Annotated in this window: 10 protein-coding genes and 3 rRNA genes; 10 read left to right on the top strand and 3 right to left on the bottom strand. The window is 48.9% G+C overall.

From position 1 onward, the window contains the following. Positions 1 to 18: 18 nt before the first annotated feature. The 5 genes from dprA to hemF all read left to right on the top strand — a co-directional run bounded on the left by dprA (position 19) and on the right by hemF (position 3,791). Positions 19 to 1,098, top strand: a complete 1,080-nt coding sequence (gene dprA / locus AT705_RS12270; protein WP_058796810.1) for a DNA-processing protein DprA — start codon at positions 19 to 21, stop codon at positions 1,096 to 1,098. A gap of 2 nt (positions 1,099 to 1,100) precedes the next feature. Then, a complete protein-coding gene (locus AT705_RS12275) occupies positions 1,101 to 1,574 on the top strand; it encodes a DUF494 family protein (protein WP_058796811.1) in 474 nt (157 codons plus the stop codon). A 140-nt stretch (positions 1,575 to 1,714) separates the two neighbouring features. Then, entirely contained in the window at positions 1,715 to 2,284 is a 570-nt protein-coding gene (locus AT705_RS12280; RefSeq protein WP_058796812.1) for a DNA topoisomerase family protein, read from the top strand. Then, a complete protein-coding gene (locus tag AT705_RS12285; RefSeq protein WP_058796813.1) occupies positions 2,281 to 2,856 on the top strand; it encodes a Sua5/YciO/YrdC/YwlC family protein in 576 nt (191 codons plus the stop codon). The genes AT705_RS12280 and AT705_RS12285 overlap by 4 nt, the downstream gene beginning before the upstream one ends. Continuing rightward, entirely contained in the window at positions 2,856 to 3,791 is a 936-nt protein-coding gene (hemF, locus tag AT705_RS12290; RefSeq protein ID WP_058796814.1) for an oxygen-dependent coproporphyrinogen oxidase, read from the top strand. Before AT705_RS12285 ends, hemF begins: the two co-directional genes overlap by 1 nt. A 56-nt stretch (positions 3,792 to 3,847) precedes the next feature. Here the strand turns inward: hemF and AT705_RS12295 are convergent, their stop codons facing one another. Together AT705_RS12295 and AT705_RS12300 are read right to left on the bottom strand one after the other, a co-directional pair. Beyond that, positions 3,848 to 5,455, bottom strand: coding sequence for a methyl-accepting chemotaxis protein (locus AT705_RS12295; protein ID WP_010384819.1), 1,608 nt, complete (start codon positions 5,453 to 5,455; stop codon positions 3,848 to 3,850). Positions 5,456 to 5,558: 103 nt separating this feature from the next. After that, the gene (locus tag AT705_RS12300) at positions 5,559 to 6,020 is read right to left on the bottom strand and encodes a group II truncated hemoglobin (protein ID WP_058796815.1); all 462 of its coding nucleotides are present in this window, start codon (positions 6,018 to 6,020) and stop codon (positions 5,559 to 5,561) included. Positions 6,021 to 6,049: 29 nt separating this feature from the next. Here AT705_RS12300 and aroE point away from each other — a divergent pair, with 29 nt between their 5' ends. Then, positions 6,050 to 6,871, top strand: coding sequence for a shikimate dehydrogenase (gene aroE, locus AT705_RS12305; protein WP_058796816.1), 822 nt, complete (start codon positions 6,050 to 6,052; stop codon positions 6,869 to 6,871). Next, complete coding sequence (locus tag AT705_RS12310) at positions 6,868 to 7,107, top strand: DUF1488 domain-containing protein (protein ID WP_049866163.1); 240 nt, start codon at positions 6,868 to 6,870, stop codon at positions 7,105 to 7,107. The genes aroE and AT705_RS12310 overlap by 4 nt, the downstream gene beginning before the upstream one ends. Here AT705_RS12310 and AT705_RS12315 read toward each other — a convergent pair. Then, entirely contained in the window at positions 7,093 to 7,641 is a 549-nt protein-coding gene (locus AT705_RS12315; RefSeq protein WP_058796817.1) for a gamma carbonic anhydrase family protein, read from the bottom strand. The genes AT705_RS12310 and AT705_RS12315 overlap by 15 nt on opposite strands. Before the next feature lie 562 nt (positions 7,642 to 8,203). Between AT705_RS12315 and AT705_RS12320 the strand changes: the two genes are divergently transcribed. The 3 genes from AT705_RS12320 to rrf all read left to right on the top strand — a co-directional run bounded on the left by AT705_RS12320 (position 8,204) and on the right by rrf (position 13,089). After that, positions 8,204 to 9,736: ribosomal RNA gene (locus AT705_RS12320) — 16S ribosomal RNA — on the top strand. A 269-nt stretch (positions 9,737 to 10,005) separates the two neighbouring features. Continuing rightward, positions 10,006 to 12,885: ribosomal RNA gene (locus AT705_RS12325) — 23S ribosomal RNA — on the top strand. Positions 12,886 to 12,974: 89 nt separating this feature from the next. Next, positions 12,975 to 13,089 (top strand): 5S ribosomal RNA (rrf, locus tag AT705_RS12330). The 16S, 23S and 5S rRNA genes sit together here, the layout of an rRNA operon. The last annotated feature ends 1,198 nt before the right edge of the window (positions 13,090 to 14,287 follow it).

The raw sequence follows: 14,287 nt of genomic DNA on the forward strand, positions 1-14,287 counted from the left end.
CAGGCTCAGGGAGGGAGCATGACAACACTGGATTTACGGCACAGTTTGGCTCTGACACTATGCCCGGGGTTGGGGAGTCGCACATTGCAGCGCGCGACCCAACACATCTCACCTGCAGAGCTCTTTACTGCCACCGCCACCACATTGCGCGAGTTTGGATTATCTCAGGATGCCATCCATTATCTGCAAGCGCCAGACTGGCATACGGTAGATACTCACATCCAACACTGTATTGCGCAGCATATTCAGCTAGTTGGTTATTTTGATACTGCGTATCCTCTGTTATTAAAACAGATCAGTAGTGCCCCTTTGATGCTATTTTGCAAAGGGCGACTGTCTTTGCTGTCTCAACCACAAATTGCCATCGTAGGCAGTCGTAACGCAACAGCCACCGGATTAGATATTGCCAGGGAGTTTGGTCGCTCGCTCAGTGATGTGGGTATGGCGGTGACCTCTGGCCTGGCAAGAGGCATAGATGGCGCGGCCCATCAAGGGGCGTTGAGCCAGGGAGGGGCGACTCTGGCTGTACTTGGCACCGGAGTCGATGTGATTTATCCGCGGCGACATCACAGCTTATATCAGCAGGTGGCTGAGCAGGGTCTGTTGATCAGCGAGTTTTTGCCTGGTAGTCAGCCCAGAGCCGAGCACTTTCCACGTCGTAATCGCATTATTTCCGGACTGTCGTTGGGGGTGCTTGTTGTTGAAGCTGAAATAAAAAGCGGCTCTTTGATCACCGCGCGCTATGCACTGGAGCAGAACAAAGAGGTGTTTGCTGTGCCCGGGTCGATCAGAAATCCCTTATCTCAGGGGTGCCATTATCTGTTGAAAGAGGGCGCAAAACTCACCGAGCGAGTCGAGGATATTCTCGAAGAGGTAAGATTTTTCTCCGAAAACGGTCTATATATAGTAGAAAGTGACAAAAAACAGGAGCACTGCCCCGTATTGCAACATCTCGGCTTTGAGGTAACCAGTGTAGATACCTTATCGCAGAGGACCCAGTGGCCAGTAGAAAGGGTGCTTGCCAGACTGCTGGACCTTGAGCTTGAAGACAAAGTAGAACGCGTACTAGACGGCTACATCAAATTAGCGAGGGGTTAATTATGTTTGATATCCTTATGTATTTATTCGAAAACTATATTCACAGCGAAGCGGATATCTTCGTCGAGCAAAACGAACTCACAGATGAACTGGTCGGGGCCGGTTTTAATCAAGACGAGATTTATAAAGCACTGGACTGGCTTGAACAACTGGCCGATTTACAACAATCTGATGAAATTCCCTATTTAAACGCCCGCCCGGATAGCGCGATCCGGATCTACACTGAGCAAGAATGTGCCATGCTGGACATCGAATGTCGGGGCTTTCTGATGTTTGTTGAGCAAATCGGGGTGATAGACAGCATCACGCGTGAAATGGTCATTGACCGTTTATGCGCTTTGGATAAGAAGGCCATCTGTCTGGACGATCTGAAGTGGGTGATCCTGATGGTACTATTTAATGTTCCCGGTAAAGAGCATGCCTATGCACAGATGGAAGATCTGATCTTTGAAGAGCCAACCGGTCCGCTGCATTAAGTCCCTCCGATTCTGTCCCGGGACGCGACTTCGTTAGGTCAGGCAGATTGCCTGACTGACCTAACTGTGTTCCTTATATCACGTTCCCTTGATACTATTATGGGTGCAAACCATAGGGGTGAAGTGGACGGGGACTTGTTATGAGTAAAATAGATCATTCATTGTTTAATGCAGACCAGCACGCCCTGGAGCGGGAATATGAAGTGTGTCCTAAATGTGGCTCCGAATTGGTGATCAAACACAGCAAGTCAGGTCCTTTTCTTGGCTGTGCCAGCTATCCCGCGTGCGACTATATTCGCGCCATCGCCCATCATGATAATCACGACATTAAGGTGCTCGAAGACAGTGCCTGTCCTTTATGTAGCGAACCCCTAGTGGTGCGCAATGGTCGTTATGGGATGTTTATTGGCTGTACCGGCTATCCTCAGTGCCATTATATTGCCCATGATGAAGAGCCGGAAGAAGCACCCGGCCCGTCTTGTCCTAAATGCCATAAAGGCACATTACACAAACGTAAGAATAAGTACGGCAAGTTTTTCTATGCCTGCGATACCTATCCACAATGCAAGTACAGCGTTAACCACCCACCAATAGCGCATGCTTGTGAGGCCTGCGGCTGGCCGGTCATGGTGCAAAAACACCGGGGTGGAAAAGCTGTGCTACAATGCCCGCAGAAAGTTTGCCAGCATACAATTGAGGAGCCTCAGTGAGCGAACAAGACACGCAACGCCAGTTACCCCAAAATGCCGTCGAAGCATTACAGCAAGGGGGGCTGATCTGTTACCCGACCGAAGCGATATTTGGCCTGGGCTGTGATCCCGATAACGAACCAGCCGTCCATGCGCTGTTGGCACTGAAAGACCGTCCGGTAAAAAAAGGGCTGATCCTGATCGCCGACAATTTTGCTCAGTGCCTGCCGTACGTTGATGACAGTAAAATTCCGCAGGATAAACGTGCAGAAATATTTTCCTCCTGGCCGGGCCCAGTGACCTGGTTGTTGCCAGTCAAGGCGACGGCACCACAGTGGGTGACCGGCGGCAACCCAAGCATTGCAATTAGAGTGACCGATCACCCTGTTGTTAAACAGTTGTGCCAGAAATTTGGTAAACCGATTGTTTCTACCAGTGCGAATTTTAGCGGCGAAGAGCCTGCCAAAACGCTGGCTGAGGCTGAGGCGGCTTTTGGTGATCGAGTGGCATTTTATCAGGCGGGCGAATTGGGTAAGCATACCAGCCCAAGTCAGATCCGTGATGCCCTGAGTGGCAAAATCATAAGGAGTTAATGACCTTGAGTCAGGTGAACTTAGAGTCCGTTAAAGCGTTCTTACTCGCTCTGCAGGATGAAATATGCCAGGGCCTGGAGCAAGCGGATGGCAGTGGCAAGTTTATAGAAGATGCGTGGCAGCGCGAAGAAGGTGGCGGTGGTCGTACTCGTGTGATGCGTGACGGTGCGGTAATCGAGCAGGGGGGAGTAAACTTCTCTCACGTTTATGGTGCGTCAATGCCTGCATCCGCAACCGCACATCGGCCTGAACTGGCGGGGCGTAGTTTCCATGCCTGTGGTGTGTCTTTGGTGATCCACCCGAAAAACCCCCACATCCCAACCAGTCACGCTAATGTGCGTTTCTTCATTGCAGAAAAAGAAGGTGAAGAGCCTATCTGGTGGTTTGGCGGTGGATTTGACTTGACGCCTTTCTATCCTGTACTGGAAGATGTGAAGCACTGGCACAGTGTGGCTAAATCGCTGTGTGAGCCGTTTGGTGAGCAGGTCTATGATGAACATAAAAAGTGGTGTGATGATTATTTCTATCTTAAACACCGCAAAGAAACCCGGGGTGTGGGTGGTTTGTTCTTTGATGACCTAAACCAGTGGGGTTTTGAAACCAGCTTTGAATATATGCAGGCGGTAGGCAAAGGCTTCCTGGCAGCGTACGTGCCAATCATGGAGAAACGCAAAACAACGCCATTCAGTGAAGCGCAACGTCAGTTCCAGTTATATCGTCGTGGCCGCTATGTGGAGTTTAACCTGGTCTGGGACCGGGGCACTTTGTTTGGTCTGCAAACGGGCGGGCGAACAGAGTCAATCCTGATGTCCATGCCACCGTTAGCACGCTGGGAATACGACTTTACGCCGGCCGATGATGCGCCAGAGGCGGTGTTGTATAAGTATTTCCTGCGTCCGCGGAACTGGCTGGCGATGACCTCGTTAGAGGACTAAGCTCAATGATTCAATAAAAAAGGCGCCGATGGCGCCTTTTTTATTTCAGGGCAGGGTTATTCAAGACGGAAGCTGCGTACTTGCTCATCCAAAGAGCGGGCCAGCTCAAGCAGGTTTTCACTGATCTGCTTGCTACCATGGGCATCAATTAAAGACTGCTCAGCATTGTCTCGGATGGCCACCACACTTTGATTAATTTCCTCTGCTGCCAGGTTCTGCTGCTCCGTCGCATCGGCAATTTGCACATTCAGTGCGTTAATCTCATGCATCTGATTAGATATATCCTTGAGTGCCTGTGCCACCTGTTTCACTTGCATGGCACGGTCATCGGCTTCCTCACAAGACGCGCTCATGGCGCTCACGGTTTGTGCCGCTTCGTTTTGCAGCTTGTCGATGGTGCGTTTGATTTCGTCCGTTGAATCATGGGTGCGGGTCGCCAGGGTACGGACTTCGTCGGCAACCACGGCAAACCCGCGGCCTGCTTCTCCGGCACGCGCTGCTTCGATTGCCGCATTCAGTGCCAGCAAGTTAGTTTGTTCGGCAATACTGCTGATCACTTCCAGAACTTTTCCCACCTCTAAGGTCTGAGTCTGAAGCTGACTGACCTGATCGGCTGCCTGGCGCACATCACGCGCCAGCTGATTGATGCTTTGCTCCGTGTGCTCTGCAACCGCCATGCTTTGCTCAGCCAGATGATTACTGCTATCGGACTTTTCAGAAGCAAAGTGGGTGGTATTCTTTACTTCGCTGGACGAGCTTTCCAGTTCATTGATAGCGGCAGCGACTGAGTCCGTGCCCTGTTTCTGTTCCTGAATAGCCTGCTCTGTGGTGTCAGCAGCGTTGTAGATTTGCTCAGCCGATTGGATCAGGACATGGGATGAAGCAGATACCTGAGCAATGTTGTCTTTAAATGAGGCCATCATCTTATTAAAGTTAATGGCCAGCCGGCCCAGTTCATCGTCTATGGTATCGTCGATACGTAATGACAAGTCCTTATTCTGGGTGGCCAGGCGCATCGTACGACCCAGCGTTTTCAGCCGGACAATAAAGAGCTTGCGGAAGATGATACCCAGAATGACAAAGGTGGTGGCAAAGATGCCGGTCAGTAAGCCTGTGCTGATCCAGGTATTATTATGTACGGTATCGTCAATGTCTTCGAGTGAGTAACTAATTCGCACCGCACCCAGTACGTCACCTTCTTGTGCCTGATGACACCCTAAGCAGTTAGTCCCTTTATAGTTTTCTCTGGCCACCATAGGCTTAAGGTAGGTCATGATACGCTTGCCATCACGCTGTTCAATGACCAGGGTTTCCTCACCTTGTAAAGCCGCCCGTTCCACGTCGCTGGTGGGCTGCTGATTGGGGTTACCCATGCCATATAGCTTGTTGATTTTATCGCCCCGAATGATATGCGCATCTTCAATATTATCGTGGTTGCGCATCTTATCGCTGAGGATCTCTCGGTTTGCCATGGTGCCCGTGAGCATCATGGTGTTGATAGAATCGAAATAATTGTCTGCCAATAAGCGAATATTGGTTTCGACGGTTTCTTCGGCCAGTTGTTTTTGTTGGCTGGAGTTACTTAATATACTGGCGATGAGCACCAGCACGCCTGTAATGGCAAGTAACGCATAAATTTTATGTTGAATGGATTTCACACGCATCGCACCTTAAAAAAGCTGAGCCGCTATTATGCGTGTTTAATAACCAGACCAGTTTGACTTAGCGCAAAAAATTATTGCGCTAATTCTATATTAAATTAATACTTTAGTCGTGATTTATCATGTGGGTGGCTAATTGAGCCAGCGATTTTCGCAACCCTTCTCGTAACAAAGGGTTGTCCACTTCCTGATCCAGGGCCTTGTCCATGCAATACATCCACTGATCGCGCAGGTCTTTATTTATCGTAAACGGCATATGGCGCATTCTAAGTCTGGGGTGGCCATATTGCTCCGCAAACAAGTCTGGGCCACCCAGCCAGCCAGATAGGAACTCAAAAAATACCTGACGGATGCGATCCAGTGGCAAAGGATGCATGTCGTATAAAGGTTTTGCGTAAGGGTCACTTTCCATAATGTCATAGAAACGGTTAGCCAGTGCTCGGGTTCCAGATTCACCACCGATGATCTCGTAAGGCGTTTTCTCGGGCGTTGGCGCCTGGTGTGTTGTCCCTGAGGATTGATTGTCACTTGCATCTTGGCTAAAGATGCGTTTAATTAACTGCTTCATATAACATCACTATATAGTTAGGCTGTTCAATGGATAAATACGCGGTTTTTGGAAACCCGATTAAGCATTCTAAATCTCCTGCCATTCATACGCAATTTGCTGGTCAGTTTAATTCAGTCATTGAGTATCGGGCTATACTGGCCGAGCTCCCTGAGTTTGAAGCGACCGTTACGACTTTTTTTGCCGAAGGTGGTTTGGGTGCTAACGTCACGCTGCCTTTTAAAGAGCGAGCATATCAATTGGCCGGACAGTTGACGGAGCGGGCTCGATTAGCGGGGGCGGTCAATACTTTGATGCCGCAACCTGATGGGTCATTACTGGGTGATAATACAGATGGTGCAGGACTCGTTGCTGACTTATTGCGCCACACAGCGTCCTTATCCGGTACAAGTATTCTGTTGATTGGTGCGGGAGGTGCTGCTCGCGGTTGTGTGTATCCGCTTTTGCAGGCCGGAGCGGCGAGAGTTGTGATTGCTAATCGCACCGCAGAAAAAGCGCAGCAACTTGCGCAGTTGTTTTCTGACTATGGCAATGTTCAGGGGGGGGCACTGAATGAGGTGCCAGTGCAGAGCTATGATCTGGTGATTAATTCGACGTCGTCGAGTGTGACAGGGCTGGTGCCTGATATCGACCCACAGCATGTGAGTACCTGTACGCTGGCATACGACATGTTCTACAGCGATCAGCAAACCGCTTTCTTAGCCTGGGTTGCTACTCATAATGCAGCAGCACGGTGTGTAGATGGTATGGGAATGCTGGTGGGACAGGCGGCCGAAGCGTTTGCCTTGTGGCGAGGGCAAACGCCAGAGGTAGCGCCTGTGCTTAATGCAATGAAAGAGGGTAGCCTGTGAATCAGCAAATCCTAATCAATGATGATATTCACTACGACGAGACGCGCCAATGTTTGATCTTTACGGCCATGGTATCAGGGATGCTGGTTTCTTGTGTGATTGCGACATCCTTAACCAAAGAACAGGCCATCACGCACTTTAAAGCACATCAGTTTGACTATGAAATGCAGGCCGAGCAGCTAATAGAAGAAGAGACTTACTCGGCACAAGGAGAAATCGAGTTAGTCCAGCTCTGAGAGGTAGTCATCCTTTAACTCGACATAGTTCTGCGCTGATGTCTTTAGAAAGGCAATCTCCTGCTCGTTGAGTGGACGAGCTTGTTTAACCGGGCTGCCTACATATAGGTAGCCCGACTCAAGACGTTTATTCGGAGGTACCAAAGCGCCGCCACCGATGATCACATCGTCCTCTACGACAACATTGTCCATGACTATTGCGCCCATACCGACCAGGATGCGATTACCCAGCTGGCAGCCATGTAACATCACCTTGTGACCAACGGTAACATCATCTCCAATGATCAAAGGATAACCATCCGGGTTTCCAGCGCTTGAGCGCGTAAGGTGCAATACACTGCCATCCTGAATATTGGTGCGTTGACCAATCCTGATATAATTGACATCGCCTCGTGCAGCGACTAAAGGCCAAATACTGCTGTGTTCACCCACTTCGATATCGCCAACCAGAACGGCGCTTTCATCCACATACACACCGGTGGCTAGTTTTGGGGTTTTGCCTTTATAATTTCTGCCTTTGTACTTGTTTGTCATTTTAGTATCCCTTTTTTACCTGCTATTACCGATAGTCTCAGTGATTAGTTCCAGTGTAGAGCTTTGCATTGTAGAACTCCAGCCTCAAAAAAGTGCAATAATGCATGTTTTACATTCACTTTTACGAGGTTTGGTGTGATTTTTGTTCGAACGCGCTGTTTTTCTCACTTTTATTAAAAAAAGGGGTTGCGCTGGGTTTCGATTTCCCTATAATGCGCATCCACCGACACGGGGCACAACGCTGAAAAGCAACGAGCCAGCGAGTTTGGAGTCAAATAAAACTTGATTCTGAAAATTTCAAAATTAAGTGTTGACATAAAATGGGAAGTGATTAGAATGCACAACCCTCAGCGCTAACAGCGCAGCGACATTAAGTCGCACCGTTCTTTAAAAATATGAAGCAATCATCTGTGTGGGCACTCGTACAGATTGAGTTCTAACAGCGGATTTCAGTTTACTGAATGACGCACAAAAATTTAGAGTCTCAATTCCTTATGAGTGACTAACATAGTCAATTTATACAGAATTCATTGAGCACGAAACTTCGGTTTCAAAAAACTTTTAATTGAAGAGTTTGATCATGGCTCAGATTGAACGCTGGCGGCAGGCCTAACACATGCAAGTCGAGCGGTAACATTTCTAGCTTGCTAGAAGATGACGAGCGGCGGACGGGTGAGTAATGCTTGGGAACATGCCTTTAGGTGGGGGACAACCATTGGAAACGATGGCTAATACCGCATAATGTCTACGGACCAAAGGGGGCTTCGGCTCTCGCCTTTAGATTGGCCCAAGTGGGATTAGCTGGTTGGTAAGGTAACGGCTTACCAAGGCGACGATCCCTAGCTGGTTTGAGAGGATGATCAGCCACACTGGAACTGAGACACGGTCCAGACTCCTACGGGAGGCAGCAGTGGGGAATATTGCACAATGGGCGCAAGCCTGATGCAGCCATGCCGCGTGTGTGAAGAAGGCCTTCGGGTTGTAAAGCACTTTCAGTCAGGAGGAAAGGTTAGTAGTTAATACCTGCTAGCTGTGACGTTACTGACAGAAGAAGCACCGGCTAACTCCGTGCCAGCAGCCGCGGTAATACGGAGGGTGCGAGCGTTAATCGGAATTACTGGGCGTAAAGCGTACGCAGGCGGTTTGTTAAGCGAGATGTGAAAGCCCCGGGCTTAACCTGGGAACTGCATTTCGAACTGGCAAACTAGAGTGTGATAGAGGGTGGTAGAATTTCAGGTGTAGCGGTGAAATGCGTAGAGATCTGAAGGAATACCGATGGCGAAGGCAGCCACCTGGGTCAACACTGACGCTCATGTACGAAAGCGTGGGGAGCAAACAGGATTAGATACCCTGGTAGTCCACGCCGTAAACGATGTCTACTAGGAGCTGGGGTCTTCGGACAACTTTTCCAAAGCTAACGCATTAAGTAGACCGCCTGGGGAGTACGGCCGCAAGGTTAAAACTCAAATGAATTGACGGGGGCCCGCACAAGCGGTGGAGCATGTGGTTTAATTCGATGCAACGCGAAGAACCTTACCTACACTTGACATACAGAGAACTTACCAGAGATGGTTTGGTGCCTTCGGGAACTCTGATACAGGTGCTGCATGGCTGTCGTCAGCTCGTGTTGTGAGATGTTGGGTTAAGTCCCGCAACGAGCGCAACCCTTATCCTTAGTTGCCAGCGATTCGGTCGGGAACTCTAAGGAGACTGCCGGTGATAAACCGGAGGAAGGTGGGGACGACGTCAAGTCATCATGGCCCTTACGTGTAGGGCTACACACGTGCTACAATGGCATATACAGAGTGCTGCGAACTAGCGATAGTAAGCGAATCACTTAAAGTATGTCGTAGTCCGGATTGGAGTCTGCAACTCGACTCCATGAAGTCGGAATCGCTAGTAATCGCGGATCAGAATGCCGCGGTGAATACGTTCCCGGGCCTTGTACACACCGCCCGTCACACCATGGGAGTGGGTTGCTCCAGAAGTGGATAGCTTAACCTTCGGGAGGGCGTTCACCACGGAGTGATTCATGACTGGGGTGAAGTCGTAACAAGGTAGCCCTAGGGGAACCTGGGGCTGGATCACCTCCTTATCGACTTAGAACTAATTTGTTCGAAGTGTCCACACAGATGATTGTTGCTTAGTAAGGTAACTTACTGAGTGATATTGCTCTTTAAAAATTTGGAAAGCTGATATTAAATTCTCGGAATGACAATGAAAATTGTTGTTCTATAGAGTTTTCGAAAGAAAAATGCCGATAAATTCGAAAGAATTTATTAGCGTCTACTTTAGTATTACTTAACTTCTGGCGAAGTTAAAACTGTCTTTGACACTACAATTCAAAACTATTTTGGGTTGTATGGTTAAGTGACTAAGCGTACACGGTGGATGCCTTGGCAGTTGGAGGCGATGAAGGACGTACTAACTTGCGATAAGCCTAGTTGAGCCAGTAAGAGGCACTTGAGACTAGGATTTCCGAATGGGGAAACCCGGCCCTTTGGGTCATCATGCAGTGAATACATAGCTGTATGAAGCGAACGCGGAGAACTGAAACATCTAAGTACCCGTAGGAAAAGAAATCAACCGAGATTCCGAAAGTAGCGGCGAGCGAAATCGGATTAGCCCTTAAGCTTTAATGTAGTTAGTGGAACATTCTGGAAAGTATGACGATACAGGGTGACAGTCCCGTACACGACAACTTATTTAAAGTGAAATCGAGTAGGTCGGAGCACGTGAAACTTTGACTGAATATGGGGGGACCATCCTCCAAGGCTAAATACTCCCAACTGACCGATAGTGAACCAGTACCGTGAGGGAAAGGCGAAAAGAACCCCTGTGAGGGGAGTGAAATAGAACCTGAAACCGTGTACGTACAAGCAGTAGGAGCCCTTCGAGGGTGACTGCGTACCTTTTGTATAATGGGTCAGCGACTTATATTCTGTAGCAAGGTTAACCATTTAGGGGAGCCGTAGCGAAAGCGAGTCTTAACTGGGCGCTTAAGTTGCAGGGTATAGACCCGAAACCCGGTGATCTAGCCATGGGCAGGTTGAAGGTCAGGTAACACTGACTGGAGGACCGAACCCACTAACGTTGAAAAGTTAGGGGATGACCTGTGGCTAGGAGTGAAAGGCTAATCAAACCGGGAGATAGCTGGTTCTCCCCGAAATCTATTTAGGTAGAGCCTCGGACGAATACTTACGGGGGTAGAGCACTGTTAAGGCTAGGGGGTCATCCCGACTTACCAACCCTTTGCAAACTCCGAATACCGTAAAGTACTATCCGGGAGACACACGGTGGGTGCTAACGTCCATCGTGGAGAGGGAAACAACCCAGACCGTCAGCTAAGGTCCCAAAGTGTATGTTAAGTGGGAAACGATGTGGGAAGGCTAAAACAGCTAGGAGGTTGGCTTAGAAGCAGCCATCCTTTAAAGAAAGCGTAATAGCTCACTAGTCGAGTCGGCCTGCGCGGAAGATGTAACGGGGCTAAACATACCACCGAAGCTACGGCTGCGAACTTAGTTCGCGGGGTAGGGGAGCGTTCTGTAAGCGGCTGAAGGTGAACTGTAAGGTTTGCTGGACGTATCAGAAGTGCGAATGCTGACATGAGTAACGATAATGCGGGTGAAAAACCCGCACGCCGGAAGACCAAGGGTTCCTATCCCATGTTAATCAGGGTAGGGTGAGTCGACCCCTAAGGCGAGGCTGAAGAGCGTAGTCGATGGGAAACGGGTTAATATTCCCGTACTTGGTATAAATGCGATGGGGGGACGGAGCAGGCTAGGCAAGCATGGCGTTGGTTGTCCATGTGAAAGGCTGTAGGCTGGTGACTTAGGAAAATCCGGGTCGCTAAGGCTGAGAGTCGAGACGAGCTACTACGGTGGTGAAGTTGTTGATGCCCTACTTCCAGGAAAAGCCTCTAAGCTTCAGTTTATATCGAATCGTACCCTAAACCGACACAGGTGGTCAGGTAGAGAATACTAAGGCGCTTGAGAGAACTCGGGTGAAGGAACTAGGCAAAATTGTACCGTAACTTCGGGAGAAGGTACGCTCTTACTTGTGAAGACTTCGCGTCGTAAGCAGGCGAGAGCCGCAGTGACCAGGTGGCTGGGACTGTTTATTAAAAACACAGCACTGTGCAAAATCGTAAGATGACGTATACGGTGTGACACCTGCCCGGTGCCGGAAGGTTAATTGATGGGGTTAGCTTAGGCGAAGCTCTTGATCGAAGCCCCGGTAAACGGCGGCCGTAACTATAACGGTCCTAAGGTAGCGAAATTCCTTGTCGGGTAAGTTCCGACCTGCACGAATGGTGTAACCATGGCCACGCTGTCTCCACCCGAGACTCAGTGAAATTGAAATCGCAGTGAAGATGCTGTGTACCCGCGGCTAGACGGAAAGACCCCGTGAACCTTTACTACAGCTTGGCACTGAACATTGACCCTACATGTGTAGGATAGGTGGGAGGCTTTGAAGCGCAGTCGCTAGATTGCGTGGAGCCGTCCTTGAAATACCACCCTTGTAGTGTTGATGTTCTAACTTAGGTCCCTGATCGGGATTGAGGACAGTGCCTGGTGGGTAGTTTGACTGGGGCGGTCTCCTCCCAAAGAGTAACGGAGGAGCACGAAGGTTGGCTAAGTACGGTCGGACATCGTACGGTTAGTGTAATGGTAGAAGCCAGCTTAACTGCGAGACAGACACGTCGAGCAGGTACGAAAGTAGGTCATAGTGATCCGGTGGTTCTGAATGGAAGGGCCATCGCTCAACGGATAAAAGGTACTCCGGGGATAACAGGCTGATACCGCCCAAGAGTTCATATCGACGGCGGTGTTTGGCACCTCGATGTCGGCTCATCACATCCTGGGGCTGAAGTCGGTCCCAAGGGTATGGCTGTTCGCCATTTAAAGTGGTACGCGAGCTGGGTTTAGAACGTCGTGAGACAGTTCGGTCCCTATCTGCCGTGGGCGTTTGAGAATTGAGAGGGGCTGCTCCTAGTACGAGAGGACCGGAGTGGACGAACCGCTGGTGTTCGGGTTGTCATGCCAATGGCATTGCCCGGTAGCTACGTTCGGAATCGATAACCGCTGAAAGCATCTAAGCGGGAAGCGAGCCTCGAGATGAGTTCTCACTTTAACTATAAGTTAACTGAAGGGCCGTTGAAGACTACAACGTTGATAGGCGAGATGTGGAAGTGGTGTGAGCCATTGAGCTAACTCGTACTAATTACCCGTGAGGCTTAACCATACAACGCCAAAGTGGTTTTGTCTGTTAGAAGTTAAGAAATAAAGTAGACGATAAGAATTTAATACGCTTTTCCAGATTTTACAGAATTTCCTGGTGAACATAGCATTTTGGAACCACCTGACCCCATGCCGAACTCAGTAGTGAAACGAAATAGCGCCGATGATAGTGTGGGGTTTCCCATGTGAAAGTAGGACATCGCCAGGGCCTAATAAAAGAAACCCGTTGCAGCAATGCAGCGGGTTTTTTGCTATGTGCGATTTAAAAAGTTGTAGAAAAAGCGGTGTTGTTTATTCATCCATGAAGTTGGTATCTAGCAACCTTTGGACACACTTCCTTGTGGAGGGCTCCCGGCGCGTAACGCGTGTTATCGGCGTCCATACCTCGCGTTCATTGCGCTGCGAAGCGGTGCTTCGGTCGCAATTCACCCATGAATCTCATCGACATTCGTACTTCCATGTACGTCAAACCCGTTGCAGCAATGCAGCGGGTTTTTTGCTATGTGCGATTTAAAAACGTGCCGAGGAAGCCGTAGATAGAATAGCATCGCCTATTCATCTATGAAGGTGGGTTGGATGTTGGAATAGGCCTGCGTTCTCTAAAAAGGCTTATTTCACCTTGCGTAAAGTAAATGTACTCGCGTTGCTCGCTGTCATTGTACTTTACACTTAATTCATCCATGAATTTCATCGACATTCGTACTTCCATGTACGTCAAACCCGTTGCAGCAATGCAGCGGTTTTTTGCTATATGCGATTTAAAAAAGTTGTATAACTTTCCGATCACAAAGCTATCCCCCGTCATCCTGCACTTGATACGGGAACTGATTACAGGCTATAACGGTGAGTATGAATGACACGTCGACCAGGCAATCACTACAAAGCACTAATTAAGCTATATTCGCCCTGTGCATCTATGTAACCACATATCCAGATATCTCTTATGACGAACAACGCTGAAGTTTTATTCTGGTTCAGGCAACACCAAGAAAATGGTTTAACAAAATCCCGCACTTGATGTGGGAACTACTAACAAGTCACATGATGAGTATTAATGACACATCGACCTGGCAATCATTACCAGACGCGTAATTAGGTTATTTTCGCCCATGTCTGTTCATGCAACCATATATCTATATATTGAGTGATGTCAGCAGCGCTGAAGTTTCCTTGGCCACCAACCGCAATGGTTAATAAAACTTATAAAATGATTCTATTAGCTCCAGCATCGAGTGCTGGATGCCGACACAGTGGCGTCAGGTGCGAAGTAGAATAGGAGATAGCTTGCATTTTATATTGTTTATTATTGGCCAATAGAGAAATGCAATGACTCGCTCGCGATTAAACTTTTCTACTTAATTTATTATATGAGTTTCTAATACTCCCGACAGAAGGTGAAATTGAAA

The sequence above is a fragment of the Pseudoalteromonas rubra genome, assembly GCF_001482385.1.
GTDB classification, from domain to species: domain Bacteria; phylum Pseudomonadota; class Gammaproteobacteria; order Enterobacterales; family Alteromonadaceae; genus Pseudoalteromonas; species Pseudoalteromonas ardens.